This is a genomic window from Pseudomonas sp. OTU5201 (genome assembly GCF_038440135.1).
GTDB lineage: Bacteria > Pseudomonadota > Gammaproteobacteria > Pseudomonadales > Pseudomonadaceae > Metapseudomonas > Metapseudomonas resinovorans.
Genome location: NZ_JASATC010000014.1, coordinates 22,288 through 46,997, shown reverse-complemented (window position 1 = coordinate 46,997; position 24,710 = coordinate 22,288). Strand labels below are relative to the sequence as shown.

21 protein-coding genes are annotated in these 24,710 nt (G+C 64.5%); 9 read left to right on the top strand and 12 right to left on the bottom strand.

Features of this window, described 5'->3' with window-relative positions:
- Positions 1-261: 261 nt before the first annotated feature.
- The 4 genes from AAHM40_RS11030 to AAHM40_RS11015 form a co-directional block, all read right to left on the bottom strand.
- Entirely contained in the window at positions 262-744 is a 483-nt protein-coding gene (locus AAHM40_RS11030) for an acyl-CoA thioesterase (protein ID WP_028626977.1), read from the bottom strand.
- A 107-nt stretch (positions 745-851) separates the two neighbouring features.
- Complete coding sequence (locus tag AAHM40_RS11025) at positions 852-1,646, bottom strand: substrate-binding periplasmic protein (RefSeq protein ID WP_342244677.1); 795 nt, start codon at positions 1,644-1,646, stop codon at positions 852-854.
- Between the two features lie 110 nt (positions 1,647-1,756).
- Complete coding sequence (locus tag AAHM40_RS11020; protein WP_342244676.1) at positions 1,757-3,124, bottom strand: glutamine synthetase family protein; 1,368 nt, start codon at positions 3,122-3,124, stop codon at positions 1,757-1,759.
- Between the two features lie 88 nt (positions 3,125-3,212).
- A complete protein-coding gene (locus AAHM40_RS11015; RefSeq protein ID WP_342244675.1) occupies positions 3,213-4,604 on the bottom strand; it encodes an aspartate aminotransferase family protein in 1,392 nt (463 codons plus the stop codon).
- A gap of 269 nt (positions 4,605-4,873) precedes the next feature.
- Between AAHM40_RS11015 and AAHM40_RS11010 the strand changes: the two genes are divergently transcribed.
- Positions 4,874-5,536, top strand: a complete 663-nt coding sequence (locus AAHM40_RS11010; RefSeq protein WP_342244674.1) for a GntR family transcriptional regulator — start codon at positions 4,874-4,876, stop codon at positions 5,534-5,536.
- Between the two features lie 57 nt (positions 5,537-5,593).
- Here AAHM40_RS11010 and AAHM40_RS11005 read toward each other — a convergent pair whose 3' ends face one another.
- The gene (locus AAHM40_RS11005) at positions 5,594-6,001 is read right to left on the bottom strand and encodes an SMI1/KNR4 family protein (protein WP_028626972.1); all 408 of its coding nucleotides are present in this window, start codon (positions 5,999-6,001) and stop codon (positions 5,594-5,596) included.
- A 119-nt stretch (positions 6,002-6,120) separates the two neighbouring features.
- On the opposite strand from AAHM40_RS11005, the gene AAHM40_RS11000 reads away from it, so the two are divergent.
- Together AAHM40_RS11000 and AAHM40_RS10995 are read left to right on the top strand one after the other, a co-directional pair.
- The gene (locus AAHM40_RS11000) at positions 6,121-6,573 is read left to right on the top strand and encodes a GNAT family N-acetyltransferase (RefSeq protein ID WP_342244673.1); all 453 of its coding nucleotides are present in this window, start codon (positions 6,121-6,123) and stop codon (positions 6,571-6,573) included.
- A 134-nt stretch (positions 6,574-6,707) separates the two neighbouring features.
- On the top strand, positions 6,708-7,172 hold the full coding sequence (locus AAHM40_RS10995) for an aminoacyl-tRNA deacylase (RefSeq protein WP_342244672.1): 465 nt from the start codon (positions 6,708-6,710) through the stop codon (positions 7,170-7,172).
- Between the two features lie 195 nt (positions 7,173-7,367).
- Here AAHM40_RS10995 and AAHM40_RS10990 read toward each other — a convergent pair whose 3' ends face one another.
- The 3 genes from AAHM40_RS10990 to uvrD all read right to left on the bottom strand — a co-directional run bounded on the left by AAHM40_RS10990 (position 7,368) and on the right by uvrD (position 11,280).
- On the bottom strand, positions 7,368-8,231 hold the full coding sequence (locus tag AAHM40_RS10990; RefSeq protein WP_342244671.1) for a Tim44 domain-containing protein: 864 nt from the start codon (positions 8,229-8,231) through the stop codon (positions 7,368-7,370).
- Between the two features lie 124 nt (positions 8,232-8,355).
- The gene (locus AAHM40_RS10985; protein WP_342244670.1) at positions 8,356-8,931 is read right to left on the bottom strand and encodes a TetR/AcrR family transcriptional regulator; all 576 of its coding nucleotides are present in this window, start codon (positions 8,929-8,931) and stop codon (positions 8,356-8,358) included.
- Between the two features lie 168 nt (positions 8,932-9,099).
- Positions 9,100-11,280: a DNA helicase II gene (gene uvrD, locus AAHM40_RS10980; RefSeq protein WP_342244669.1), complete on the bottom strand. Its 2,181-nt coding sequence runs from the start codon at positions 11,278-11,280 to the stop codon at positions 9,100-9,102.
- A 216-nt stretch (positions 11,281-11,496) separates the two neighbouring features.
- Between uvrD and AAHM40_RS10975 the strand changes: the two genes are divergently transcribed.
- Complete coding sequence (locus tag AAHM40_RS10975) at positions 11,497-14,367, top strand: EAL domain-containing protein (protein WP_446731563.1); 2,871 nt, start codon at positions 11,497-11,499, stop codon at positions 14,365-14,367.
- Between the two features lie 154 nt (positions 14,368-14,521).
- Here the strand turns inward: AAHM40_RS10975 and trhP are convergent, their stop codons facing one another.
- Both trhP and zwf read right to left on the bottom strand, forming a co-directional pair.
- Positions 14,522-15,847, bottom strand: a complete 1,326-nt coding sequence (gene trhP / locus AAHM40_RS10970) for a prephenate-dependent tRNA uridine(34) hydroxylase TrhP (protein WP_342244667.1) — start codon at positions 15,845-15,847, stop codon at positions 14,522-14,524.
- Positions 15,848-15,939: 92 nt separating this feature from the next.
- Entirely contained in the window at positions 15,940-17,364 is a 1,425-nt protein-coding gene (zwf, locus tag AAHM40_RS10965) for a glucose-6-phosphate dehydrogenase (RefSeq protein ID WP_342244742.1), read from the bottom strand.
- A 196-nt stretch (positions 17,365-17,560) separates the two neighbouring features.
- Here zwf and hexR point away from each other — a divergent pair, with 196 nt between their 5' ends.
- Positions 17,561-18,427 carry a transcriptional regulator HexR gene (gene hexR, locus AAHM40_RS10960; protein WP_280285199.1) on the top strand — a complete coding sequence of 289 codons (867 nt, stop codon included), beginning with the start codon at positions 17,561-17,563 and terminating at the stop codon, positions 18,425-18,427.
- Positions 18,428-18,478: 51 nt separating this feature from the next.
- On the opposite strand, the gene AAHM40_RS10955 is transcribed toward hexR, so the two are convergent.
- Entirely contained in the window at positions 18,479-18,853 is a 375-nt protein-coding gene (locus AAHM40_RS10955) for a thioredoxin family protein (protein WP_342244666.1), read from the bottom strand.
- Positions 18,854-19,033: 180 nt separating this feature from the next.
- Between AAHM40_RS10955 and AAHM40_RS10950 the strand changes: the two genes are divergently transcribed.
- Positions 19,034-19,255: a PA3496 family putative envelope integrity protein gene (locus AAHM40_RS10950; protein ID WP_081667902.1), complete on the top strand. Its 222-nt coding sequence runs from the start codon at positions 19,034-19,036 to the stop codon at positions 19,253-19,255.
- On the opposite strand, the gene AAHM40_RS10945 is transcribed toward AAHM40_RS10950, so the two are convergent.
- Positions 19,197-20,144, bottom strand: coding sequence for a LysR family transcriptional regulator (locus AAHM40_RS10945; protein ID WP_280285428.1), 948 nt, complete (start codon positions 20,142-20,144; stop codon positions 19,197-19,199). The two genes, AAHM40_RS10950 and AAHM40_RS10945, sit on opposite strands and share 59 nt — an antisense overlap.
- A 201-nt stretch (positions 20,145-20,345) precedes the next feature.
- On the opposite strand from AAHM40_RS10945, the gene AAHM40_RS10940 reads away from it, so the two are divergent.
- The 3 genes from AAHM40_RS10940 to aqpZ all read left to right on the top strand — a co-directional run bounded on the left by AAHM40_RS10940 (position 20,346) and on the right by aqpZ (position 24,435).
- Complete coding sequence (locus tag AAHM40_RS10940; protein WP_280369838.1) at positions 20,346-21,761, top strand: acetyl-CoA carboxylase biotin carboxylase subunit; 1,416 nt, start codon at positions 20,346-20,348, stop codon at positions 21,759-21,761.
- A gap of 16 nt (positions 21,762-21,777) precedes the next feature.
- Complete coding sequence (oadA, locus tag AAHM40_RS10935) at positions 21,778-23,583, top strand: sodium-extruding oxaloacetate decarboxylase subunit alpha (RefSeq protein WP_342244665.1); 1,806 nt, start codon at positions 21,778-21,780, stop codon at positions 23,581-23,583.
- A gap of 162 nt (positions 23,584-23,745) precedes the next feature.
- Positions 23,746-24,435, top strand: a complete 690-nt coding sequence (gene aqpZ, locus AAHM40_RS10930) for an aquaporin Z (RefSeq protein ID WP_342244664.1) — start codon at positions 23,746-23,748, stop codon at positions 24,433-24,435.
- The last annotated feature ends 275 nt before the right edge of the window (positions 24,436-24,710 follow it).

Genomic DNA, 24,710 nt, shown 5'->3' with positions numbered 1-24,710 from the left:
TCACGGTGGCGCGAAACCTGGTCAGAAGTTGATCAAGTCTTGAAAAGGCCCGGCTGGCGGGGAATAGCGAAGTGTCCGAACAGCTTATCCACAGTCTGCTACACAGCATCTGTGTGAAACGCACAGGGCAAGTGATTGAAAATGCTCAGAAAATAGCCGGATAGCGGCAAGGCACACGTGGTGCGGGGTCTGGAGCTTGGTCTACATCTTATCCACAGGCCCTTCCACTGATTCTGGGGAGCAGTGTGGAAACGCGAAGGCTCAGTTGCCCTCGCGCATTTCCTGATAGCGCTGTTCCAGCTCCTGGCGAATCTGGCGGCGCTGCTGGGCTTGTGCGAATCGGCGCTTCTCGTCGGTGGTTTCTGGCTGCAAGGGCGGTACTTGTGCCGGGCGGCGTTCGTCGTCCAGGGCGACCATGGTGAAGAAGCAGCTGTTGGTATGGCGGACCGAACGTTCGCGGATGTTCTCGGTGACCACCTTGATACCCACCTCCATGGAGGTGTTGCCGGTGTAGTTCACCGAGGCGAGGAATGTCACAAGCTCGCCGACATGGATGGGTTCGCGGAAGATCACCTGATCCACCGACAAGGTGACCACGTAGCGCCCGGCATAGCGGCTGGCGCAGGCGTAAGCGACTTCATCGAGATATTTGAGCAGGGTGCCGCCGTGGACGTTGCCGGAGAAGTTGGCCATGTCCGGGGTCATTAAGACGGTCATCGAAAGATGTGCGGTTCCGGGTTCCATGTTGGCCTCGTCGGTAGTGGGGGCGGTCTGAGATAGACGCAGGCTGGCGCCTGGGCGCCACAGGGGATAATCACGCTACGCCGGGCTGGCTGTGGATAACCGCGCGGTCAGGGCGCGGCATCGGGTTGCTGGCAGGCCGGGTATTCCTCCGCCAGGTCGCTGGGACCGCAGGCCAGGCCATGCTGCCTGCGTAACTGGGCCAGTTCCTCGCTTTGCTCGATCAGGAAGCGGTCGAAGGCTTCCAGTAACTCCGGATGCTTCAGGCTGCTGGCGTGGAACGCGGTTTTCGCAAATGGCAGTTCCGGGTCCAGCAGCAGGCGATCGCCACCCAGATTGGTATTCGCGTCCAGGTAGTGGTGCAGCACTTCCGGGTTGGCATAGATGGCGTCGATGCGCAGGCGCAGCAGCATGCGTACCAGCGCGCCGATATCGCTGGCCTCCACCAATTGCACCTGGCCGTCGCGCAGGCGGTCCTGCCAGGCCTCGGGGGTGAAGCCGCGTACGGTGCCCAGGCGTCGTACGGCGTCTATGCCCCGTCCCAAATGTTCGCGCAGCACCAGGCTGCCGTCGACGATGCGGATGATCGGTTGGCTGTAATGCAGGCGTGCATTGCCCTTGAGCTGGCGGGACCAGGCGGGGTTGTCGGGAAACACCAGCATCAGCCGGTCGGTGGTTTGCAGATTGCGGTGCAGACGGTTGATTGGCAGGGCTTCCAGCTCAAGGGCCAGGCCCTGGTCGATGGCGAAGCGCTGCAGAAGCGCGATGGCATAGCCTTCGGCCGGCTTGCCGGGGAGTGCACGGTAGTAAGGCAGGTAGTCCTGGCTTTCCAGGCCGACGCGCAATGGCTCCGCTTGGCAGACGCCGAGAACCATCAACAGCAGCGCGAGGATCGCAGCTTTCATTGGGCGGGCCCGGAACGAAATGAGGATGCCGATGAGCCTAGCAGGCGGGCGGGCAAACTTCAGCGCCCGGCCAGGCCGGCCGGGCACTTCACTGGACCGCGAGTGCGGTGTCAGGCGTGGGTCAGGTACCAGCGCCAGTCCTGCTCGCCCACTTCGCTGACGAACTGGCGGAACTCCTCCCATTTGATGGCGAGGAAGATCTTCATGAAGTCCTCGCCCAGGGCGTCCCTGGCCCAGGTCGACTGCTCCAGATTGCGCAGGGCGGTCAGCCAATCGGTGGGCAGGGTTTCCCTGGCTTGCTCGTAACCATTGCCGACGATGGGCTCGCCCGGATCGATCTGCTCGCGAATGCCCTTGTGGATGCCGGCGAGAATCGCGGCGGCAGCCAGGTAGGGGTTGGCGTCGGCGCCGCAGATGCGGTGCTCGACGTGGCGGCTATTGGCCGGGCCGCCGGGCACGCGGAAGGACACGGTACGGTTGTTCACGCCCCAGCTTTTCGCCAGCGGCGCGTAGCTGTTGGCCTGGAAACGACGGTAGGAGTTGGCGTTGGGGCAGAAGATCGCCAGCGCGTCGTTGAGCGTGGCCATCATGCCGCCGATGGCGTGGCGCAGCAGTGGGGTACCGTGCGGGTCCTCGCTGGCCATCAGGTTGTTGCCCTGCTCATCGGCCAGACTCACGTGCATGTGCAGGCCACTGCCGGCCAGATCGCCGAAGGGTTTGGCCATGAAGCAGGCGATCAGCCCGTGCTTGTTGGCCACGCCTTTGACCAGGCGCTTGTAGCGGACGCCTTCGTCCACCGCACGAAGGGCGTCGAAGCGGTGTTCGAGGGTCAGCTCCAACTGGCCGGGGGCGTACTCGGAAATGGCGGTGCGTACCGGCAGGCCTTGGGCTTCGCAGGCCGCGTAGAGGTCGTCGAGGAAGGGCTGCAGCTGTTCCAGCTCGTAGACGCCATAGACCTGTGGCGCCTGCGGGCGCACGCCATTCATCTGCAGTGCCGGCTGTGGACGCCCGTTGGCATCGCGGCGCTTGTCCAGCAGGTAGAACTCCAGCTCGACTGCCATCACCGGGTGGTAGCCGTCAGCCTTGAGGCGCTCGATGGTGCCTGCCAGCACATGACGCGGATCACCGGGGGTGGCCGGCAGGCCCTGGGTCGGGTGCATGCTTACCTGCACCTGGCCGGTGGGTGTAGTGCGCCAGGGTTGCAGGGTCAGCGAGCCGGGCACCGGGTAGGTCCAACAGTCGGCGTCGGCGACTTCCCAGACCAGGCCGCTGGCTTCGACGTCCTCGCCCTGGATGGTCAGCGAGAGGATGGAGCTGGGCAGCGGACGGCCGTTCTCGAAGATCGCCAGCAGCTCGTCACGGTGCAGCAGCTTGCCGCGCGGGATGCCGTTGGCGTCGATCAACATCAGTTCGATGCTGCGCACTTCGGGGTGGCGTTCGAGGAAGTCGCGGGCTTCCTGGGGATCGGCGAATTGCATGGTCGTTCTCGCATAGGGTGGAGGGCGCTTTATCCATCCACCGGGGTTGGGTGTTGGTGGATGAAAAGAGCGTCATCCACCCTACGGATCATTCGCGGGCGCCAGGGATCGCCAGCAGTTCGGTGATGGCCTCGTCCAGGGTGACAATCAACTTGTCCACGTCAGCGGCGGTGGTGGCCGGGCAGCACAGGGTCATGTTGTGGAACGGCGTGATCAGGATGCCGCGGTTGATCAGGTAGAGGTGCAGGGCCATCTGCAGCTCATCGTGGAACGCGGCCTCGGCCTCGGCGCCGGTGCGCGGCGACACCGGGCAGAACTGGAATTCGCTGCGTGCGCCCAGTTCGGTCACCGACCACTTCAGGGCGTGCTTCGCAATCAGGTTGCGGAAGCCATCGGCCAGGCGCTTGGCCAGTGGCAGCATGTGGTCGTAGGCCGCCTGGGTCATCACCTGTTCGAGGTTGGCGCGCATGCAGTGCATGGCCAGGGCGTTGGCCGAGAGCGTGGTGCCCATGCCGCTGTGGCCGTGGCCATGGCTGTCCTGCTGGGCCTGCTTGCGCGAGGCGAGCATCCTGTCGGCCATCTCCGCGCTGCAGCCGAAGATGCCGCAAGGCACGCCGCCAGCGATGGGTTTGCCGACCACGAAGAAGTCCGGGTCGAGGTTCCACAGCCGGGTGCAGCCGCCGATGTTGGTGGAGATGGTGTGGGTTTCGTCGATGATCAGCAGTGTGCCGTATTTGCGGGTCAGCTCGCGGCACTTTTGCATGAAGCCCGGATCGGGCAGGACCATGCCGATGTTGGTCATCGCCGGCTCGCAGAGCAGGGCACAGACGTCGCCCTGGGCCAGCGCGGCCTCCAGCGCCTCGACATCGTTGAAGGGAACGGCGCGGCTGTACTGGGTCAGGTCGTAGGCCTGGCCGACCAGCCCGGAGCGGTGCACGGTCTCGCCATCGCGGCAGCGCACCATCACGTCGTCCACGGTGCCGTGGTAACAGCCGTCGAACACCAGCAGGGTCTTGCGCCCGGTGATGGCGCGGGCCCAGCGCAGCACATAGCGGTTGGAGTCGGTGGCGGTGGCGGTCACCTGCCAGTAGGGCAGGCCGAAGCGCTGGGCCAGCAGCTCGCCGCAAACCACGGCATCCTCGCCTGGCAGCATGGTGGTCAGGCCGTTGTCGGCCTGCTCGGCGATGGCGCGGGCGATCGGGTCCGGCGAGTGACCGAACATTGTGCCGGTGTCGCCCAGGCAGAAGTCGATGTACTCGTGGCCATCGACGTCGTAGAAGCGGGCCCCCTTGGCGCGCTCGACGAACAGCGAGCAGGGCGTGGACCAGTCGGCCATCCAGTGCATCGGCACGCCGGCGTAGAGGGACTTGTGCGCGCGTTCAGCGAGTGCGACGGATTTCGGGTTGCGCTCGAGGAAGCGGGCGCGCTCGCGGGCGGCGAAGGTTTCCACGGCGGCTTGGCTGATTCCACTGGCAGTCATATTGAACACCTCGTTCGAATTTCCGCACATCGTGTTTTGTGATCACAATTCTGTCAAGACTTGCGAAAAAAGGCGCTGAAATTTAACGTGAAACCTGATTTGTGATCACAGGGTAGAGCGAAAGGCCGGAGGGAAAGCCTCCTCTGGTCCGGATTCGCCCCGTGGTCCAGGCCACTACCCACAACAGAAGGCGACCAAAACCATGCGTAACTGCAGCCTGACCCTGAACCAACTGCCGGCGCCGCCGGCCCCTGCACGGTGATATGCCCATGGCCGAGAACCTGCAGGAACAGCTTTACCAACGACTACGCGAGGGCCTGCTGGCAGGCCAGTTCAAACCCGGCGAGCGCCTGAAGATCCGCGATCTCGCGGCTGCCTGGGGCACCAGCCCGATGCCGGTGCGCGCCGCCTTGCAGCGCCTGGTGGCTGAAGGTGCCCTGGAGGGCGAGCCACAGCGCTCGGTGCGCGTGCCGCCGATGACCCGTGAACGCTTCAAGCATATATTCCAGGTGCGCATGGCGCTGGAGGGCATGGCCGTAGAAGCGGCCGCGGGCCAGCTCTCCCGCGATGAGCTGGATGTCCTGCGGGGGTGCATGGAGCGCATGGATATCGCCATCGAACAACGCGACGTACAGGGCTACCTGACCGACAACAGCCGGTTCCATCGGGTGCTCTACGGCGCCTGTGGCAACCCCATCCTGCTGCGGACCATCGAAACGCTCTGGCTGCAGGTCGGCCCCTTCTTCAATCGCCTGTTCACCGAGGCAGACCTGTCGTTGCGTCTCAACGACTTTCACGAGGACGCCTACAAGGCGTTGCAGGCGGGCGACGGCAAGGCCGCGCGCGTTGCTATCGAGCAGGATCTTTCCTACTTCGGCCAATTCCTCCTCAACCTGCTGGAACTGGACTTCGCCCAGGCCCGCAGCGGCTGATGACGTCCCTCGCGGGAGCGAAGCTGGCTCGCTCCCGCGGGGCATGAGCGTCTTCGGTCAGCTGGTCAGCCAGACGTCCCGGGCCCAATGCCAGACCGAGTCCCAGCTCTCGTCGGTGAGCTCGCCTTCGTCGCCGTCCCACAGCACCACTTCGCCTTCGCCATCGACCACGTAGTAGTCACGGCCGTCCTGGCAGAGCGGCACCAGGTCGCGGGGTACGCCCAGGTCCCAGGCGACGGCGGCGACTTCCGGCAGATAGGTGTGGGATTGCGGATCGGTGACGGTCACCGGCTCCAGGCGGCCGTAGATCACGTCGCTGACCTTGAGCAGGAACTCGCGCAGTTCGAAGGGCAGGTTGATCAACAGCTGCTCCTCGATCTCCACCAACTGCTCTTCGTCCGGCAGCTCCAGGGGAACCGGCACAGGCTCGTTGAGTTCGCGCAGTTGTTCGATGACTTCTTCCATGGCGACAGGCCCTCATGCATTGGGATGCGCTTTATACAGTAGCCGGGCTTGGGAAGAAAAAAGCCTTGTCGTAACGTGGCGGACATTCTGTTGCCAATCCGTTTGTCGAGGCCCCCATCATGGCGATCACCTGGACCTGCAAGCACCACAGCGAACTCGATACCCGCGAGCTCTACTGTTTTCTAGCCCTGCGCTGCCAGGTGTTCGTGGTGGAGCAGAGCTGCCCCTACCTGGATGTCGACGGCCAGGACCTGGAAGCCGGCACCTGCCATGTGATGGCCTGGGAACAGGGCACGCTCCTGGCCTACCTGCGCCTGCTGGACCCGACCACCCAGGGCGGCGATGTCGTGATCGGACGGGTGGTCAGTGCCGCCGAGGCGCGCGGCCGCGGCTTGGGCCACGGGTTGATGGAACGGGCCCTGGACGAAGCCGGCAAACGCTGGCCGGGCATGCCGGTGTATCTCTCCGCCCAGGCGCACCTGCAGGGCTACTACGGCCGCTATGGCTTCTTGCCGGTGACCGAGCTGTACCTCGACGACGGCATTCCTCATATCGGCATGCGCCGCGCTTAGGCCCGGGGCTGCTAATGGCGGCCCTGTTCAGCACCAACTGCTTCAGCCCGGCCGGACACGCTGGCTAAACTTTGTGCACTGATCCGGCTGCCCGAGGCAGCTTCCGATCCCTGGTTATCCACAGGAGGTGCAACATGCGAATGGCCGCAACCCTGCAGCGCAGCCTGGAGCGTGCCCATGCCGAATTCGATCTGGTGCCACACCCGCACTCGGCCACCAGCCTGGAGTCGGCACGCGTCGCCAATATCCCCGCCGAGCGCCTGGCCAAGACAGTAATCCTCGACGACCGCCAAGGCCATTTCCTCATGGCAGTGGTGCCTGCCAGCCGCCATCTGGACATGGGCAAGGTGCGCAAGGATGCCAAGATCTGGCAACTCACCCACGAAGCCGATCTATCCCGCCTGTTCAAGGACTGCGAACTGGGCGCCGTGCCGGCCCTGGGCGAGCCGTATGGCATGAACATGCTGGTGGACCCGCAACTGACCCGGCAACGGGACATCTACCTGGAAGCCGGCGATCACCAGAACCTGGTGCACATGCGCATGGATGAGTACCTGAAGCTGGTGCCTCATGCCGAAGTCTGCGAGCTCTGCCATTAGGGCGATGATCGGCTGCGCTTCGGAAAAGATCGGGCTCGCTGAATCATGAAGAAACTCAAGGGCGTTCGACCGCCTATTCCGCCGCCCTTCTGGTTCCGCCGCTCCCTTGCGCGTCGGCGCTGGCGCAGGGGGGGCGGTCGCCATCAGTGAAAAGAAAAACCCGGGACAAGCCCGGGTTTTTCATTGCAGAAGCGATCAGTTCTGGCGGATGCCTGCCACCAGCCAAGGCTGGTTGTCGCCGTTGACGCGCTCCATGCGCCAGCTTTCGCTGAAGACTTCACCCTGGTCGAAGCGGGAAGACTTGGAGACGCCGTTGAAGGTCAGGGTAGCGACAGTCTTGTCGGCCAGTTCGTCAATGCCATCCAGTTGAACTTGCAGGTTGTCGACGTAGGTGGACTGGTAGGCGTCGCCCAGGCTGGCGCGTTCTTCCTTGAGGAAGCTCAGCATCTGCGGGGTGACGAACTCGGCGATCTTGTCCATCTCGGCCGCGTCCCAGTGCTGCTGCAGGGCCATGAAGTGTTCGCGACCGGCTTCGACGAAGCGCTGCTCATTGAACCAGCTCGGGGCATTGAAGGCGGGCTGGGCGACCGGGGCGGCGCTGCCGAAGATCGACGCGGGCTGTTGCTGCGGCATCTGCGGCATTTCACGCTGGAACGGCGCATGGCCGGCCATGGCGGGCTGACCCTGCTGCTGGGCACGTTTGCGCGCGGCCAGGAAGCGGAAGATCAGGAAGGCGATCAGGCCGATGATCAGGAAGTCGAAGATCTGCATGCCATCGAAGCCGTCGCCCATGAACATGGAGGCGAGCAGGCCACCGGCGGCGATGCCGGCCAGCGGGCCGAGCCAGCGGGAAGCACCGCTCGCGGCGGCGGCGGGTTTGCCGGCTGCAGCAGGGGCAGCAGCGTTCGGGGTTTGCTGGGCGGGAGCTGCCTGGCGGGTCTGGTGGGTCGGCGCGGAGCCGAAGGACTTGCCGCCACCCATACGCTTGGCGGCGTTGACATCCAGGCTGAGCGTCAGGCTGACGCAAAGGGCCAGGGCAATACTGAGAAATCGGCGCATCAGAGGCTTCTCTTGGTTATGAATCTACGCGCGCCATGCTGCACAGTCAGTCGCGCGATAGCTAGGGGCAGAGTGTTTCGGGATTTTGTCGGACAGCTCTGTCGGCCTTTTCCGGGCTTACCGTTCATCTGCGCAGTAGGAACACCAGGGGGCCGCAGCGCAACTGTTGGCGCAACAGGGCGCGCAAGTCGGCCTCGTCTTCCATGGGGTGACGCAGCCAGTGGATGAAGGTGCGCAGGTAGGCGCCAGTCAACAGGCTTTCTTCGGCGATGCGACACAGATGCAGGGTTTCCCGCTGTGCTGCTTCGCGCCACCACTGCACCGTGCGACTGACCCGCAAAAGGCCCAGCACCTGCAAATGGAAATGACCGGGCTCCAGCTTGTAGAGCAGCATCTGCCCGGTCACCGAGCGGTGCGACGCCAGGGCGCCAAGCCAGGCGATAAGAAGTTCTTCCAGGCGCTTTTCCGCGTTCAGGGCCTGCAGGTCGCTGCCCTTGCCGCGTTCCAGCAAGGCTTGGTCGGCGCGGTCGAACCAGGCCTCCACCAGGTCGTCCTTCTGTTTGTAGTGTTTGGCGATGGCGTCGAGGCCAACGCCGAGCTCGTTGGCCACCTCGAACAGGTGAAGCCGCTCCCAACCGCAGGTGTCGGCCAGGTTCAGGGCGCAATCGAGTATGTGCTGGGCGCTGGGAGAGCGGGGCATGGACGTACCTCCGCCACTCAGTATGGCCAAGCGAAAGGAGGCGGCAGGGGCATCGGACGGGCGGAACAGTTGTAGGGGCGACTTCAATCGCCAAGCGGAGCGTAGGTTCGCCCTCGAGATCGCACAGGGCAGCGATGCTGCCCCTTACCGGGCGTGTCTACCTTCGCGTCAGAGCGGCTGCAGTTTGGCGTAGGTCAGCATCAACCACTTGCTGCCCTCACTCTCGAACTTCACCTGCACCCGTGCCTGGGCACCGGCGCCTTCGAAGTTGAGGATGGTGCCTTCACCGAACAGCGCATGCTGGACGCGCTGACCCAGTGAGAAGGGGGTTTCCGGCACGGCGGCGCCATCGAAGATGGAACCGTGGCGACTGCCGGCACCCATGGGGCGGCTGATGCTGTTGTTCAGCCGCACTTCACGGATCAGCTGTGGCGGCACCTCGCGAACGAAGCGCGAGACCTTGTTATAGGTCTCGCTGCCGTACAGCCGGCGGGTTTCGGCGTAGGTCAGCACCAGCCGCTGCATGGCACGGGTGACGCCGACATAGGCCAGGCGGCGTTCTTCCTCCAGGCGGGTCGGGTCTTCCATGCTCATCTTGTGCGGGAAGAGGCCTTCTTCCATGCCCACCAGGAACACCAGCGGGAACTCCAGGCCCTTGGCGCTGTGCAGGGTCATCAACTGCACGCTGTCCTCGAAGGCGTCGGCCTGGGTTTCCCCGGCCTCCAGCGAGGCATGGCTGAGGAAGGCCTGCAGCGGCGTGAGGTCGTCCTCGGGCTCTTCGTTCTCGAAGGCGCGGGCGGCGCTGACCAGTTCTTCCAGGTTTTCCACCCGGGCCTGGCCTTTTTCGCCCTTCTCATCCTTGTGGTAGCCCACCAGGCCGCTCTGCTCGATGACGGTCTGGGTCATCAGGTGCAGGGGCATGTCGAGGGCCTTGGCGGCAAGGTTCTCGATCAGCTCCATGAAGGCCGCCAGGGCGCTGGAGGCACGGCCGGCCAGGGCCTTGTTGGCGAGCATCAGGCGGATCGCTTCCCACATCGCGACTTCATTGACGCGGGCGAACTCGCGGATGTTCTCCACGGTTTTCTCGCCGATGCCGCGTGGCGGCACGTTGATCACCCGCTCCAGCGCGGCATCGTTGCCGCGGCCGTCGAGAAGGCGCAGGTAGGCCATGGCGTTCTTGATTTCGGCGCGCTCGAAGAAGCGCTGGCCGCCGTAGATGCGGTAGGGAATCTTCTCCCGCAGCAGGGCCTCTTCCAGCACCCGCGACTGGGCGTTGGAACGGTAGAGGATGGCGATTTCGCTGCGGGCCATGCCGTCCTTCAGCGCGCTCTCGATGCTTTCCACGACGTAGCGGGCTTCGTCGTGCTCGTTGAAGGCGGCGTACAGGCCAATGGGTTCGCCTTCTTCGCCCTCGGTCCAGAGCTCCTTGCCCAGGCGCCCTTGATTGTTGGCGATCAGGGCGTTGGCGGCCTTGAGAATGCCCGCGGTGGAGCGGTAGTTCTGCTCCAGGCGGATTACCTCGGTGTCGGGGAAGTCGCTGGAGAACTGCTGGATGTTCTCGATCCGCGCGCCACGCCAGCCGTAGATGGACTGGTCGTCGTCGCCTACCACCATCAGGCTCTGGCCGCCCTTGGCGAGCAGGCGCAGCCAGGCGTACTGCACGGCGTTGGTGTCCTGGAACTCGTCCACCAGTACATGGCGGAAGCGCCGCTGGTAGTGCTCCAGCAGGCTCGGGCGGTCGCGCCAGAGGTCGAGGGCACGCAGCAGCAGCTCAGAGAAGTCGATCACCCCGGTGCGCGCACAGGCGGCCTCGTAGGCTTCGTAGATTTTCAACATGGTGCCGAGGAACAGATCGCCGCCGGCCTGGATGTGTTGCGGGCGGATGCCCTCGTCCTTCTGTCCGTTGATGAACCACTGGGCCTGGCGTGCCGGCCAGCGCTGCTCGTCGAGGCCGAGGTCGCGGATCACCCGCTTGACCAGTCGCTGCTGATCATCGCCGTCGAGGATCTGGAAGTTCTCGGACAGACCGGCTTCCTGCCAATGGGCCCGCAGCAGGCGGTGCGCCAGGCCGTGGAAGGTGCCGACCCACATGCCTGCCGGGTTGATCCCCAGCAATTGCTCGATGCGTTGGCGCATCTCGGCGGCGGCCTTGTTGGTGAAAGTCACCGACAGGATCGAATGCGGTGAAGCCTGCTCCACCTGGATCAGCCAGGCGATGCGGTGCACCAGCACGCGGGTTTTGCCGGAACCGGCGCCGGCAAGCACCAGTTGACGCCCCAGCGGGGCCGCTACGGCCTGGCGTTGAGCGTCGTTGAGGGAGTTCAGGAGGAGGGAGAGATCGTCGCGCATCGCGGCATTCTAGGGAGGTGGACGGGGGAGGGCAAACGGATGACCGGATGGTCAGCTGGGCGGTCGCTGATCCCCGTGCCAGAGACCCTCCTAAAGTTGGGGGACGCTCGTCTGGAACCTCGCACATAAAGCTATTGCAGCTTCTTCCCGCTCGGGTAAGCTCCGGGCTCGCTTAGGCAGACCACTACAAAAAAAGCGCCTATGACCGCTAATTCAATGCCCGTCGGCCCGGCCCTGTCCCTGGCTGACAACCGCGAGATCCGCCAGCAGTTCGCGACCGACATTGCGGCCGAACGCACGCGCCTTCTTTATCAGGGCTCCCAGGTTCCGACCCTGTTCATGCTGCTCAACGGCCTGGCCTGCGCCTATCTGCTCTGGGAGCCGGGCAACAGCCTGCTGCTCGGTGGCTGGCTGGCCTGGCTGGTGTTGCTGGCCGTCCTGCGCCTGACCCAGGTGGCTGCCTTCAAGAAAGCCCAGCCCGCCCAGCAGGCCTGCCCACGCTGGCGCCGCGCCTTTCTCCTCGGCGCGGGGGCTTCGGGTCTGACCCTGGCTTTCGCCGCCGTGGTGCTGGTGCCGCCGGACGCCTTTGTGCAGCAGGCCCTGGTCTATGGCCTGATTGCCGCTGCCATTCTCTCCGCCAGTGTCGCCTACGCCGTCAGCCTGTCGGCCTTCCTGACTTTCGCCTTGCCCTGCCTGCTGCCGTCGATTACCTGGCTGTTGCTGGGCGATACGCCGCTGCTCCGTGGGTGGGGCGTGCTCGGGGTGATACTCGCTGCCTCGCTCATGGTGGTGGCCTGGCAGGTCAACCGGCTGGTGCAGCGCAGCCTGCTGCAACGCTTCCAGAACCTGGCGCTGATCAGTCACCTGGAAGCAGCCAAGGGTCGCGCCGAAGGCCTCAATGAAGAGCTGGCCCGCGAGGTGGAGCAGCGCCGTCGTGCCGAACGCGAGTTGCGCCGCACCCACGCTGAGCTGGAAATGCGCGTGGCCCAACGCACCCTGGAGCTGGCCGACGCCAGCCATGCGCTCTCCAAGAGCGAGGCGCGCCTGGCACTGGCGCTGGAGGCCAGCGAGCTGGGGCTGTGGGACTGGAACCTGGAGACGGATGAGGTCCATCACTCCCAGCTCAAGGCCATCTTTGGCATTGAGGCCGAGGACGTGACCCGTGTGCTCAGTGACCTCAAGCCGCGCCTGCACCCGGACGACCTGCCACTGTTGCGCCGGGCGCTGGTCGAACACCTCAAGGGCCGCACCGATGGCTATTCCATTGACTACCGGGTGCGCCACAACGATGGCCACTGGGTTTGGGTGGAGGACCGTGGTCGGGTGGTGGAACGCGATGGCGACGGCAAGGTGCTACGAATGCTCGGCACCCGCCGTGACATCACGGCGCGCAAGGTCCGCGATGAAGAGCAACGCCTGGCGGCCACGGTGTTCGAGGCGGCCAGCGAGGGAATCGTTATCCTCGATCCCGACTACCGAGTGATCCAGACCAACGCGGCCTTCAGCCAGGTCACCGGTTATCGCCAGGAAGAAGTCATCGGGCGCAGCGTCGCTACCCTCATTGGCAGCCGCGAGGCGCGCCGCCGCTATCACCTGATCCGTGAAGAGCTGGAGCAGAGCGGCAGCTGGCAAGGCGAACTGGTGGATGCGCGCAAGAGCGGCGAGCTCTACCCCCAGTGGCTGCAACTCAACGTGGTACGCGACTCGCGGGGCAATGTCAGCCATATCGTCGGCTTCTTCGCCGACCTAACCGCCCGCCGCGAGGCCGAGGAGCGCCTGCGCTACCTGTCCAGTTACGACGAGCTCACCGGGCTGGCCAATCGCACCCTGTTCAAGGATCGCCTTCACGAGGCCAGTCAGCGTGCCCGCCAGAGTGGCCGCAGCCTGGCGCTGCTGCACATCGACCTGGACCGGTTCAAGGTGCTCAACGATAGCCTCGGCCATGAAGTAGCCGACCAGCTGCTGCGCCAGGTCAGCCGGCGCCTGACCCAGGCGGTGCCGGAAGCCGACACGATCGCACGCCTGGCCGGCGATGAGTTCGCTCTGATCCTCGACGCCTATGGCAGCGCCGCCAGCCTGGCGCGCCAGGCCAGTCGCCTGCTCGGCAAACTGCGCATGCCGATGACCGTGGGCGGACACGAACTGGTAATCAGCGGCTCTCTTGGCATCAGCCTGCTGCCGGATAACGCCCGCGACATTTCCGCCCTCATCAGCCAGGCCAACATGGCCATGCAGCACGCCAAGCACCTGGGTGGTAACACTTTCCAGTTCTTCACCGACAACCTGCAGGCCTGCACCCTGGAGCGCCTGCAGCTGGAGAACCAGCTGCGCAAGGCCATCGAGGAAGGCCAGCTGGAAGTCTTCTATCAGCCGAAGCTGGGCCTGGCCGATAACAGCCTGAACGCCGCCGAGGCGCTGGTGCGCTGGCGCCATCCGCAGCAGGGGCTGGTACCGCCTGGGGATTTCATCGGGCTGGCAGAAGAGACCGGGCTGATCGCCCCGATCGGGGAATTCGTGCTGCGCCAGGCCTGCCAGCAGGCCCGTGAGTGGCAGCGCCAGGGCCTGGCAGACATCCGCGTTTCGGTGAACCTGTCGATGCACCAACTGCGTCAGGGCAACCTGGTCAGCCTGGTTCGTCAGGTGCTGGAGGAAACCGGTCTGCAGGCGCGCCTGTTGGAGCTGGAGCTGACTGAAAGCCACCTGCTGGAAAACGTCGAGAACGTCATCGCCACCTTCCACCAGTTGCGCCAGCTCGGCGTGAAGCTGGCCATCGACGATTTCGGCACCGGCTATTCATCCCTGAGCTACCTCAAGCGCTTCCCGGTGGACTACGTGAAGATCGACCAGACCTTCATCCGTGACCTCTCCGCCGGCAGCGAGGACGCCGCCATTACCCGCGCGATCATCGCCATGGCCCACAGCCTGGAGCTGAAAGTGGTCGCCGAGGGCGTGGAGAACAGCGAGCAGCTGAGCTTCCTGCGCAGCCAGCGTTGCGACGAGATCCAGGGCTACCTGATCAGCCCGCCAGTGGAAGCACCGCAGTTCGTGCGGCTGCTCAAGGAACAGGCTACCGCGCTCTGGCGCTGATCAGTCGGGTGGGGCGATGGATATCGCTCCGTGTTCAACCCATCGACGAAGCTGAACTGTTGTAGGAGCGAGCTCTGCTCGCGAAGCTTTGTGCCACGGCGTTTCGCGAGCAAGCTCGCTCCTACAGGTTCGGACGGACGATTTCCGCCCGGCATCAAGCGCTGGCGGCGTTACGGCTGTTGCCGGTACTGAACCAGCGCATCAGCAGCGCGTGTTCCAGGGGCAGGTCCGCAGGCAGCGGCAGGTAGAGCGTGTGGCCGTCCCCCGGCGCCACGGCCTTGTGCTCGCCGTAGCGGTTCTCCAGCGCTTCCAGGCGGAAGTCCACATTGCCCCGCGGGGTCATCAGTTGCAGGCGGTCGCCTACCGCGAAGTGATTCTTCACCCGTACTTCCGCCAGGCCCTGGCGAACCACCCCGGTCAGCTCGCCCACGAACTGCTGGCGCTCGGCCAGGGAGTAGCCGTGTTCGTAGTTCTGGTACTCGTCGTGTACGTGGCGGCGCAGGAAACCCTCGGTGTAGCCGCGGTTGGCCAGGGACTCGAGGTCGTCCATCAGGGCGCGGTCGAAGGGGCGGCCGGCAACGGCGTCATCGATGGCCTTGCGGTAGGCCTGGGCGGTACGTGCCACATAGAAGTGCGATTTGGTTCGGCCCTCGATCTTCAGCGAATGCACGCCCATCTGCAGCAAACGCTCGACGTGGTGAACAGCGCGCAGGTCCTTGGAGTTCATGATGTAGGTGCCGTGCTCATCCTCCCAGGCGGACATCAGCTCGCCGGGGCGATTGGCTTCTTCCAGCAGGAACACCCGGTCGCTGCTCGCCCCGCAGCCGAGGGTCGGAACCACCTGGCCCAGTTCATCTTCGTGAGCCGCTTTGGCGTTGTACTGCCAGCGGCAGGCGTTGGTGCAGGTGCCCTGGTTGGGGTCGCGATGATTGAGGTAGCCGGACAGCAGGCAGCGGCCGGAGTAGGCCATGCACAGAGCGCCGTGGACGAAGACTTCCAGCTCCATGCCGGGCACCTGCTGGCGGATTTCGCCGATCTCCTCCAGGGACAGTTCGCGGGACAGGATCACCCGGCTCAGCCCCTGCTGCTGCCAGAACTTCACGCTGGCCCAGTTCACCGCATTGGCCTGCACCGAGAGGTGGATGGGCATCTGCGGGAAATGCTCGCGAACCAGCATGATCAGGCCGGGGTCGGACATGATCAGCGCATCCGGCCCCATAGCGATCACGGGCTCCAGGTCTTTGAGGAAGGTCCGCAGTTTGGCGTTATGCGGGGCGATGTTCACCACCACGTAGAAGCGCTTGCCGGCTGCGTGGGCCTCCGCAATACCGACGGCCAGGTTGGTGTGGTCGAACTCGTTGTTGCGCACCCGCAGGCTGTAGCGCGGCTGACCGGCATACACGGCATCGGCGCCGTAGGCAAAGGCATAACGCATGGCCTTGAGGGTACCAGCGGGGGAGAGCAGTTCGGGACTGGGCATGGCGCGGCTCGCGGTGGGGGGCGATGGACGCGCGATTCTAGGGAGTGGATTCAGGCCAGATATTGAGCTGAAGCAATGGTGTAGACACGGCCTCAGTCGTGCCAGGCACGGCCGTGCAGCTCCAGCAGGCTGTGGGCCTGTTCCGGCCCGGTGGAGCCGGCGGGGTAGGGGCGCGGGCTCTGGTAGTGCTCGTGCCAGCCTTCGAGGATGGGGTCGACCCAGCTCCAGGCGGCTTCCACCTCGTCGCGGCGCATGAACAGCGTCGAATCACCCTCGATCACATCCAGCAACAGGCGCTCGTAGGCGTCCCAGCGACGCTGGTGACTGAAGGCCTTGGCCAGGTTCAGGTCCAGCTCCACGGGCTCCAGGTTCATGCCCTTGCCAGGCGACTTGGCCATCAGTTGCAGGCTGATGCGCTCCTCCGGCTGCAGGCGAATCAGCAGGCGGTTGGCCTCGCCATCGGCGAACAGGCGGTGGGGCACCGGCTTGAACTGGATGACGATCTCAGAGTACTTGCGCGCCAGGCGCTTGCCGGTGCGCAGGTAGAAAGGCACGCCGGCCCAGCGCCAGTTGTCGATCTCCGCCTGCAGGGCGACGAAGGTTTCGGTGTCGCTGTCGTTGTCGACGTTTTTCTCGAAGTAGTAGGCCGGCACTTCCTGGCCGCCGATCTTGCCGGCGCTGTACTGGCCGCGCACGGTCTTGTCGCGCACGTCCTGCCCAGAGATGGGTTTCAACGCTTCGAGGATTTTCACCTTCTCGTTGCGCACCGCTTCGGCGTCGAAGCGCACCGGCGCCTCCATCGCCACCAGGCAGAGCAGTTGCAGCAGGTGGTTCTGCACCATGTCGCGCATGGCCCCGGAGCGGTCGTAGTAGGCGCCGCGGTTCTCCACGCCGAGGGTCTCGCAGACGCTGATCTGCACATGATCAATGTGCCCGGCACGCCAGATCGGCTCGAACAGACCGTTGGCGAAGCGCAGGGCCATGAGGTTCTGCACGGTTTCCTTGCCCAGGTAGTGGTCGATGCGGAACACCTGGGATTCGTCGAACACCTTGCCGATGGCGGCGTTGATCGCCTTGGCCGACTCCAGCGAGTGGCCGATGGGCTTCTCGAGCACGATGCGCGATTGCGGGGTAGCCAACTGGGCAACGGCCAGGTGCGCGGCGATGTCCTCGAACAAGTCGGGGGCGGTGGCCAGGTAGTACACCCGCCCGCAGCCGGGGTCAGGCCCGAGGTAGCGGGCCAGGCGGCCGAAGTCGGCGCTTTGGGAGACGTCCATGGCGAAGTAGTCCAGACGCTCGGAGAAGCCCCGCCAGGCCTCGGTGGTGAAGTCGGCGCGGGCCACCTGGGCACGGCAACGGCGTTCGGCCAGGGCGCGGTAGCCGTCACGGTCAAGGGCGTTGCGGGCCAGGGCGAGGATGCGCATCTGCGGATGCAGGCGCCCTTCGCGATGCAGGTGATAGAGGGCCGGAAGCAGTTTGTGCAGCGCGAGATCGCCGGTACCGCCGAAGACGAGCATGTCGCAGGAGCTGGTCAAGGATGCGCTCTCCCTTCCTTGCACGCGGATAGAGGGTCGTTCAACTGGGCGGAAAAGCGGCTCATGTAGTATAACTACACGATCACTACAGCCTGGTTCAGCCGATCATAACCGAGTCGAGGCCCGTTGCATGACGGAAGAAACCGGCAAAACCCCTATTCCAGACAGAGCCTGCCCTGTGAATCTGCTGCAACATATCGCTCAGTCGCGGCATCTGCTGCGCAAGTCGGAACTGAAAGTCGCCGACCACGTCCTGCTCGATCCCGCCGCGGTCATGCACAGCTCCATGGCCGACCTGGCCCAGGGGGTCGGGGTCAGCGAACCTACCATCGTGCGCTTCTGCCGGGCCATCGGCTGCGGCGGCTTCCAGGATCTGAAGCTGAAACTGGCGCAGAGCCTGGCCGCTGGTGCCAGCTTCGGCCAGTTCGCCATTCACGAAGAGGACTCGGTCGCCGACTTCAGCCTGAAGATCTTCGACACCACCCTGCACACCCTGATGGAAGTCCGCGAGAAGCTCGACCCGGAAGCCCTCCAGCGTGCCATCGGCGCCTGTGCCCAGGCTCAGCGCGTGGAGTTCTACGGCTTCGGCGCTTCGGGTGCAGTGGCGGCCGATGCCCAGCACAAGTTCTTCCGCCTGCTGCTCACGGCGGCGGCCTACTCCGATCCGCACATGCAGGCGATGTCGGCGGTCACCCTGAAGCCTTCGGACGTGGCCATCTGCATTTCCCAGTCGGGTCGCTCCAAGGACCTGCTGATCACCGCCAACCTGGTGCGTGAGGCCGGCGCTACTCTCATCACCCTCTGCCCGAGCCAGACGCCATTGGCTGACCTGGCCACGGTGAACCTCGCCATTGACGTGCAGGAAGACACCGAAATCTACACCCCGTTGACCTCGCGCATCGCCCACCTGGTGGTGATCGACGTACTCGCCATGGGCGTCGCCATGGCCCGTGGCCCGACCCTGGTCAACCACCTCAAGAGTGTGAAGCGCAGCCTGCGCAGCCTGCGTCTATCGCCCAAGTCGGTGAAGAGCGCCGAGGACTAGTTCGGAGCCTCATAGGCCATTCCCAAGGTAGTCGCTCCGACGCGTAGCCAATCAGGCCAGCCCCTGGCGTACCAGCAGCCGCTCGATGGCTTCGATGAAGGGTCCGCTGCCCGGCCAGCTGGTAATCCGTCCCAGCGGCCGGCCGTGGTACAGCGCAATGAAGGTCGGCACGCCGTGCAGGCCGAAGCGCAGGGCCAGCGCCGGGTCTTCTTCCACTTCGTCGTGCAGCCAGCGTACCTGCGGCCACTGGCAGCGCGCCTGGGTGCGCAGCAGGTCGTGTTTGGCGACATCGCAGAGCGGGCAGTCGTCCTGCCAGAGGTAGAGCAGCACCAGCCGTTGGCGTTCGCTGGCCAATACATCATCGAGAATGCTGGCGCGCACCCGTTGGATCGGAAAGCGTTGGAAGAACTCGACGGCATTGCTCATGGCGTCCTCCAGCGGCATGACCTGCACACAGCTGAGCAAAGTCCGCTCGTGCCGGTCTGTCCAGCTATCAGCCCGATAGCCTGAAACCCACGCTTCACCACAGATTCACCGAGCCTTCGCGAAAGCGTCACAGGTGCGGGCGATGCTGCGCCTACCGGACCCCACCCAGGGAGAGATGCCATGCAACGCTTTCACGATGATTCCGCCCATCTGGACAGCAAGACCCGGCGCAAACTGGAGGACCAGCGGCGTATGCAATTCCGTCGCGCCATCGAAGACCGCTGCGAGCAGCGCCGCCTGCAGATGGAATGCTCGGACTACCCCTACCCCGAGCTGATCGCCGTTAACTACCTGTTGTCGTCAAAGGCAGTGCGCCGGAAAAGCGGTGGGAAAGCGCGCTGATCTGTGCGCGTTCTTCGCGGATAAAGCTTAGAAACGCCTGGGCGACCGGCGACAGCCGCTTGCCCTTGGCGTGTACCGCGCACCAGCTCCGATAGAGCGGCAACTCCTCCACCGGCAGCTCTCGCAAGAGTCCTGTCGCCAGTTCCAGGCTCACTGCGTGGCGTGGGATCAGGGCGATGCCAAGGTCGGCCACCACACATTCCTTCTGTGCATCCAGCGAGGCCACTTCCATGGTCTGGGCGAAGTGCGCGCGCTTCTGCTGGAAGTATTCCTCGCAGGCCTTGCGCGTGCCTGAGCCGGCCTCACGCACCAGCAGGGTATAGGGCTCCAGGTCCTTCAGCGTCAGTTTGGCGGCGTTGCACAGCGGGTGGTCGGGCGGCGCCACCGCAACGATCGGGTTGTTCAGGAAGGGCAGGAACTCCAGCGCCATATCCTGGGGTACCAGGGACATGATCACCAGATCGTCGCGGTTGTCCGAGAGGCGCTTGATCACCTGGGCGCGGTTGGTCACCACCAGGTGCAGGCTGACGTCCGGATGCTGCTCGCGGAAGGCGGCGAACAGGTGCGGCACGAAGTACTTGGCGCTCGATTCCACCGCCAGATTCAGCTGGCCCTGCAGGGAGCCCTGCAAATCAGAGAGCTGCATGTCGAGGCTGGCCAGGCGCTGGAAGATGTCGCTGCTGGCGCGCATCAGCGCCTCGGCCGCGTCGGTCACGTAGAGCTTCTTGCCGACATACTCGAACAGCGGCTGGCCCACCAGTTCTTCGAGCTGGCGGATCTGCAGACTGACGGCCGGTTGAGTCAGCGCCATCTCCTCGGCCGCGCGGCTGTAGGAGCGGCTTTCATACACGGCACGGAACACCTGGAGCTGGCGCAGCGTCATACGCAGCAGGGTCTTGCGCATCGATTTTGGCCTCGAGGGGTGGGCAGGGTTGCTGACTATAAGCTCAACCTAATGGATACCCCAATAATTATTGATTGGGGTTATTCCCGCTCGCGGCGTAGGGTAATGACGCGACCGCTACACGATCTGCGGTCACCCAACGACCGGCCCAGCCGTTCGCCTGTTCACTTGGTCGAGGGAAAGCTCGTGATCAAGAAAATCCTGATCGCCAACCGTGGTGAGATTGCCGTCCGCATCGTGCGCGCTTGCGCCGAGATGGGCATCCGCTCGGTGGCCATCTACTCCGATGCCGACCGGCACGCCCTGCACGTCAAGCGTGCCGACGAAGCCCACAGCATTGGTGACGACCCGCTGGCCGGGTACCTGAACCCGCGCAAGCTGGTGAACCTGGCGGTCGAGACCGGCTGCGATGCCCTGCACCCGGGCTACGGTTTCCTCTCCGAAAACGCTGAGCTGGCGGACATCTGCGCCGAGCGCGGGATCAAGTTCATCGGCCCGAGCGCCGAAGTGATCCGCCGCATGGGCGACAAGACCGAAGCCCGCCGCAGCATGATCAAGGCCGGCGTGCCGGTCACCCCGGGCACCGAAGGCAACGTCGCCGACCTCGCCGAAGCGCTGCGTGAAGCCGAGCGCATCGGCTACCCGGTGATGCTCAAGGCCACCTCTGGCGGTGGCGGTCGCGGTATCCGTCGCTGCAACAGCCGCGAGGAGCTGGAACAGGCCTACCCGCGCGTGATTTCCGAAGCCACCAAGGCCTTCGGCTCGGCGGAAGTCTTCCTCGAGAAGTGCATCGTCAACCCGAAGCACATCGAAGCGCAGATCCTGGCCGACTCTTTCGGCAACACCGTTCACCTGTTCGAGCGCGACTGCTCGATCCAGCGCCGCAACCAGAAGCTCATCGAGATCGCCCCCAGCCCGCAGCTCACCCCCGAGCAGCGCGCCTACATCGGTGACCTCGCCGTACGCGCGGCCAAGGCCGTGGGCTACGAGAACGCCGGCACCGTGGAGTTCCTGCTCGCCGAAGGCGAGGTGTACTTCATGGAGATGAACACCCGCGTGCAGGTGGAGCACACCATCACCGAGGAAATCACCGGCATCGACATCGTCCGCGAGCAGATCCGCATTGCCTCGGGCCTCGAGCTGTCGGTCAAGCAGGACGACATCATCCATCGTGGTTTCGCCCTGCAGTTCCGCATCAACGCCGAGGACCCGAAGAACAACTTCCTGCCGTCCTTCGGCAAGATCACCCGCTACTACGCCCCCGGCGGCCCAGGCGTGCGCACCGACACCGCGATCTACACCGGCTACACCATTCCGCCGTACTACGACTCCATGTGCCTGAAACTGATCGTCTGGGCACTGACCTGGGAAGAAGCCCTGGACCGCGGCCTGCGCGCCCTCGATGACATGCGGGTGCAAGGTGTGCGGACCACCGCGCCCTACTACCAGGAAATCCTGCGCAATCCCGAGTTCCGCAGCGCCGAGTTCAATACCAGTTTCGTCGAGAGCCATCCGGAGCTGACCCAGTACTCGATCAAGCGCAACCCGTCGCACCTGGCCATCGCCATCGCCACCGCCATCGCCGCCCACGCCGGCCTGTAGGGGAAGGATTCAGAACATGAGCAAGAAGATCTCCATCACCGATACCATCCTGCGCGATGCGCACCAGTCCCTGCTGGCCACCCGCATGCGCACCGAAGACATGCTTCCGATCTGCGACAAGCTCGACAAGGTCGGCTACTGGTCGCTGGAAGTCTGGGGCGGCGCCACCTTCGACGCCTGCGTACGCTTCCTCAAGGAAGACCCGTGGGAGCGCCTGCGCAAGCTCAAAGCCGCCCTGCCCAACACCCGTCTGCAAATGCTCCTGCGCGGCCAGAACCTGCTGGGCTACCGCCACTACGGGGACGACGTGGTACGCGCCTTCGTCGCCAAGGCGGCCGTCAACGGCATCGACGTGTTCCGCATCTTCGACGCGATGAACGACGTGCGTAACCTGCGTGTCTCCATCGAAGCCGTGAAGGCTGCCGGCAAGCACGCCCAAGGCACCATCGCCTACACCACCAGCCCGGTGCACACCATCGATGCCTTTGTGAACCAGGCCAAGACCATGGCCGCCATGGGCGTCGATTCCATCGCCATCAAGGACATGGCCGGCCTGCTGACCCCGTACGCCACCGGCGACCTGGTGAAGGCCCTGAAGGATGCCCTGCCACTGGAAGTCGTGGTGCACTCCCACGACACCGCCGGCGTGGCCAGCATGTGCCAGCTGAAGGCTGTCGAAAACGGCGCTGACCGCATCGACACCGCGATCTCCAGCATGGCCTGGGGCACCAGCCACCCGGGCACCGAGTCCATGGTTGCCGCCCTGCGCAACACCCCGTACGACACCGGCCTGGACCTTGAGCTGATCCAGGAAATCGGCATGTACTTCCACGCCGTGCGCAAGAAGTACCACCAGTTCGAAAGCGAATTCACCGGCGTGGATACCCGCGTACAGGTCAACCAGGTGCCGGGCGGCATGATTTCCAACCTGGCCAACCAGCTGAAAGAGCAGGGCGCGCTCAACCGCATGGCCGAAGTGCTGGAAGAGATCCCGCGCGTGCGCGCCGACCTCGGCTTCCCGCCCCTGGTGACCCCGACCTCGCAGATCGTCGGCACCCAGGCCTTCTTCAACGTGCTGGCCGGTGAGCGCTACAAGACCATCACCAACGAGGTGAAGCTCTACCTGCAGGGCCGCTATGGCAAGGCGCCGGGCGAGATCAACGAGCAACTGCGCCGCCAGGCCATCGGCAACGAAGAAGTCATCGACGTGCGTCCGGCCGACCTGATCAAGCCGGAGCTGGACAAGCTGCGTGCCGACATCGGCAGCCTGGCCAAGTCCGAAGAGGACGTGCTGACCTATGCCATGTTCCCCGACATCGGCCGCAAGTTCCTCGAAGAGCGTGCAGCCGGCACCCTGAAACCTGAAGAGCTTCTGCCTATCCCCAATGGCCAGCGCGCCGCTCCGGTCGGCGGCGAAGGTGTGCCCACCGAGTTCGTGGTGGACGTGCACGGCGAAAGCTACCGTGTCGACATCACCGGCGTGGGTGTGAAGAGCGACGGTAAACGTCACTTCTACCTGTCCATCGATGGCATGCCGGAAGAAGTGGTATTCGAGCCGCTCAACGAGTTCGTCGCAGGCAGCGGCAGCAAGCGCAAGAGCGCCAGTGCGCCGGGCGATGTCAGCACGACCATGCCGGGCAACATCGTCGACGTGCTGGTGAAGGAAGGCGACCAGGTGAAAGCCGGTCAGGCCGTGCTGATCACCGAGGCCATGAAGATGGAAACCGAGGTCCAGGCGCCCATCGACGGCACCGTCAAGGCCGTCCACGTTGCTAAGGGCGACCGTGTGAACCCGGGTGAAGTGCTGATCGAAATCGCCTGATTGCTCCGAAGAGAGTCCCCTAGGGAGCCGCAAGGCTCCCGTTTTTATTGGGGCAAGATGCCGGGTGTGAGCCGCTGATCCGGGCGCAGCTTGATGTGCCGCCTACACTGCATGCTGTCGAGCCAGACAGCCGGTCTGGTTTTCCTGAAAGGAAATCAGCATATGAAAGCATGTGGAGCCGAGTTTCTGGGTACCTTCTGGTTGGTGTTGGGCGGCTGTGGCAGCGCGGTGCTGGCGGCCGCCTTTCCAGAGCTGGGGATTGGTTTGCTGGGTGTGTCGCTGGCCTTTGGCCTGACGGTGGTGACCATGGCCTACGCAGTGGGGCATATCTCCGGAGGGCATTTTAATCCGGCGGTTTCGGTCGGGCTCTGGGCTGGCGGGCGTCTGCCGTTGGCCAAGTTGCTGCCCTACATCTTGTCTCAGGTGCTGGGCGGCCTGGCGGCTGGCGGCGTGCTTTATCTGATCGCCTCTGGCAAGGCCGGTTTCGATCTGTCGGCCGGCTTCGCCTCCAACGGTTATGCCGAGCACTCCCCCGGCGGCTATTCGCTGACTGCGGCGGCCATCTGCGAAGTCGTGATGACGGCGTTCTTCCTGCTGATCATTCTCGGCTCTACGTCCAAGCGTGCTCCGGCCGGATTTGCGCCCTTGGCCATTGGCCTCAGCCTGGCATTGATCCACCTGATCTCGATCCCGGTGACCAATACTTCGGTCAACCCGGCGCGCAGTACGGCGGTAGCGCTCTACGTCGGAGATTGGGCGGTCAGTCAATTGTGGCTGTTCTGGCTGGCACCGATTGCCGGCGCGTTGATCGGTGCGCTGCTGTACCGGTTGATTGCCAGTGAGCAGGATTGAAGCCAGGCGCGGTTGACCTGCTTTCGTCGTGAGGGTCAGGCGTGCGGAAACGTCGCCCATTGACCCATTGCCAGGCCGTGCCACCAAGGTGCGGCCTGTTCTGATGAGTCTGCCGTTGCCGGTCAGATCACCGTCCTACACCCGTTCTCGCTTTGCTCCTTGGCTGCAACAAGGCCTTTGATCCCACTGGCCAATGAGCCGGGCGCCTGATCTCGAACGCGCTAACACGGGATTGGCAGTCCGTGATGAACCTTTTCATGGGGGGTGGATGCAGG

What these genes read in the sequence shown, in the direction of transcription:
- AAHM40_RS10955 (WP_342244666.1), bottom strand. Translation starts at nt 18,853, where the DNA reads ATGAGCAATGCCGTCGAGTTCTTCCAACGCTTTCCGATCCAACGGGTG.
- AAHM40_RS11020 (WP_342244676.1), bottom strand. Translation starts at nt 3,124, where the DNA reads ATGCAATTCGCCGATCCCCAGGAAGCCCGCGACTTCCTCGAACGCCAC.
- AAHM40_RS11000 (WP_342244673.1), top strand. Translation starts at nt 6,121, where the DNA reads ATGGCGATCACCTGGACCTGCAAGCACCACAGCGAACTCGATACCCGC.
- AAHM40_RS11015 (WP_342244675.1), bottom strand. Translation starts at nt 4,604, where the DNA reads ATGACTGCCAGTGGAATCAGCCAAGCCGCCGTGGAAACCTTCGCCGCC.
- AAHM40_RS11030 (WP_028626977.1), bottom strand. Translation starts at nt 744, where the DNA reads ATGGAACCCGGAACCGCACATCTTTCGATGACCGTCTTAATGACCCCG.
- zwf (WP_342244742.1), bottom strand. Translation starts at nt 17,364, where the DNA reads ATGCTCGTCTTCGGCGGTACCGGCGATCTCGCGCTGCACAAACTGCTT.
- AAHM40_RS10950 (WP_081667902.1), top strand. Translation starts at nt 19,034, where the DNA reads ATGCAACGCTTTCACGATGATTCCGCCCATCTGGACAGCAAGACCCGG.
- AAHM40_RS10995 (WP_342244672.1), top strand. Translation starts at nt 6,708, where the DNA reads ATGCGAATGGCCGCAACCCTGCAGCGCAGCCTGGAGCGTGCCCATGCC.
- trhP (WP_342244667.1), bottom strand. Translation starts at nt 15,847, where the DNA reads ATGCCCAGTCCCGAACTGCTCTCCCCCGCTGGTACCCTCAAGGCCATG.
- AAHM40_RS10985 (WP_342244670.1), bottom strand. Translation starts at nt 8,931, where the DNA reads ATGCCCCGCTCTCCCAGCGCCCAGCACATACTCGATTGCGCCCTGAAC.
- oadA (WP_342244665.1), top strand. Translation starts at nt 21,778, where the DNA reads ATGAGCAAGAAGATCTCCATCACCGATACCATCCTGCGCGATGCGCAC.
- AAHM40_RS11005 (WP_028626972.1), bottom strand. Translation starts at nt 6,001, where the DNA reads ATGGAAGAAGTCATCGAACAACTGCGCGAACTCAACGAGCCTGTGCCG.
- uvrD (WP_342244669.1), bottom strand. Translation starts at nt 11,280, where the DNA reads ATGCGCGACGATCTCTCCCTCCTCCTGAACTCCCTCAACGACGCTCAA.
- AAHM40_RS10975 (WP_446731563.1), top strand. Translation starts at nt 11,497, where the DNA reads ATGCCCGTCGGCCCGGCCCTGTCCCTGGCTGACAACCGCGAGATCCGC.
- aqpZ (WP_342244664.1), top strand. Translation starts at nt 23,746, where the DNA reads ATGAAAGCATGTGGAGCCGAGTTTCTGGGTACCTTCTGGTTGGTGTTG.
- AAHM40_RS11010 (WP_342244674.1), top strand. Translation starts at nt 4,874, where the DNA reads ATGGCCGAGAACCTGCAGGAACAGCTTTACCAACGACTACGCGAGGGC.
- AAHM40_RS11025 (WP_342244677.1), bottom strand. Translation starts at nt 1,646, where the DNA reads ATGAAAGCTGCGATCCTCGCGCTGCTGTTGATGGTTCTCGGCGTCTGC.
- AAHM40_RS10990 (WP_342244671.1), bottom strand. Translation starts at nt 8,231, where the DNA reads ATGCGCCGATTTCTCAGTATTGCCCTGGCCCTTTGCGTCAGCCTGACG.